The following is an 829-nucleotide window of genomic DNA, read 5'->3' as shown; positions in this document are numbered from 1 at the left end:
CCGGAGAACACCAGCCCCACCGAGCGGTGCGCGGCCACCCCACGCACGACCGTGTCGCCGAGCAACACCGCGCGGTGCGCGAACGGCGACCGGGTCACCGCGAGGGAGTGGCCGGCGTCCGCCGGTAGGAGGGTCGGGCGCGCGACGAGCCAGTCCCGTAGCCGTTCGATCTGCAGATCCAGGGAACGGGCCGACTTCGCCGAGACCGGCAGCGGCACCGGGCCGGCGACGGGGACCCGCGCCAGCGCGACGACCGGGGCGGCCTGCTCGATGATCACGTGTGCGTTGGTGCCGGAGATGCCGAACGACGACACCGCCGCGCGCCACGGCCGATCCACCCGCGGCCACCCGACCGCCTCGGTCACCAACCGCACCGCCCCGGCCGCCCAGTCCACATGCGTAGACGGACGATCCACATGCAGGGTGGCCGGAACCACACCATGACGCATCGCCATCACCATCTTGATGACCCCGGCCACACCCGACGCCGCCTGGGTATGCCCGATGTTCGACTTCACCGAACCCAACAACAACGGACGATCCACACCACGATCACGCCCGTACGTCGCCAACAACGCCTGCGCCTCGATCGGATCCCCCAACGTGGTGCCCGTACCGTGCCCCTCCACCACGTCCACGTCCCGCGCCGACAAACCCGCCGAAGCCAACGCCTGCCGGATCACCCGCTGCTGAGACGGCCCATTCGGCGCCGTCAACCCATTCGACGCACCATCGGAATTGACCGCCGACCCGCGAACCACCGCAAGGACCTCGTGACCGTTCGCCAACGCATCGGACAGCCGCTCGACGACCAGCACACCCACACCCT

General features: G+C 70.2%; 1 protein-coding gene. It reads right to left on the bottom strand.

What is annotated here, in order from left to right; genetic code table 11:
- The coding region (locus IEY99_RS33785; RefSeq protein ID WP_229799508.1) for a ketoacyl-synthetase C-terminal extension domain-containing protein at positions 1-829 on the bottom strand (829 nt) is incomplete at both ends.

The sequence above is a fragment of the Couchioplanes azureus genome, from assembly GCF_014648355.1.
In the GTDB taxonomy this organism is placed as follows: Bacteria; Actinomycetota; Actinomycetes; order Mycobacteriales; family Micromonosporaceae; genus Actinoplanes; species Actinoplanes azureus.
The sequence above is the reverse complement of the archived record's forward strand: the minus strand, read 5'-3'. Positions and strand labels throughout refer to the sequence as shown.